At 69.8% G+C, this 632-nt stretch carries 1 protein-coding gene; it reads right to left on the bottom strand.

All coding sequences use genetic code 11. The annotated features are described in order from the left end of the window. Window positions 1-632 (bottom strand): MFS transporter (locus AC01Y6_RS10950; RefSeq protein WP_476671561.1); only part of this gene is annotated, 632 nt, incomplete at both ends.

The raw sequence follows: 632 nt of genomic DNA on the forward strand, positions 1-632 counted from the left end.
GGCGGGCACGATGAAGGCCATGTTGAGGAAGCCGCTCACGAAGAAGGCCACCAAGGTCCAGGCGAACACCGGGAAAAGCCCCACCGAGGCCTCAAAAAGCCCGAAGGAGAGGAGGCCGAGGAGGAAGAGGCGCTCCCTTTGGACCCGCTTCAGGAGGTAGGGGAGGCTCACGCCTCCCAGGATGGCCCCCAGAGCCATGGCCGCCTCCATGAAGCCGAACCCCGCCGAGCCCACCCCAAGCCACTTGATGGCCAGGACCACGCCCAAGGCGGTCTCCACCGAGCCAAAGGCCGCGGCGGCGAAGAGCGTGCCCACCGCGCGCCGGATGGTGGGGTGGCGGAGGAGGTGGCCCAGGCCCTCCCTCACCCGCTCCAGGTACCCCGCCTTGGGGAGGCGCTGAGGCCTTAAGGAGGGGAGACCGGTGAGGAGAAGGCCCGAGGCCAGGTAGGTGAGGGCGTCCAGGTAGAAGGCGTAGGCGGGGCCCACCGCCGCCACCAGGACCCCCGCCGCCCCCACGAAGAGGACCTCGGAGAGGCGGTCGGCGAGGAGGATGAGGCTGTTCGCCTCGTCCACCTCCTCCTCGGGGACCAGGTCAGGGACCACGGCGCTTTGGATGGGGTCGTGGAGGTCCC

Source organism: Thermus sp., assembly GCF_056332225.1.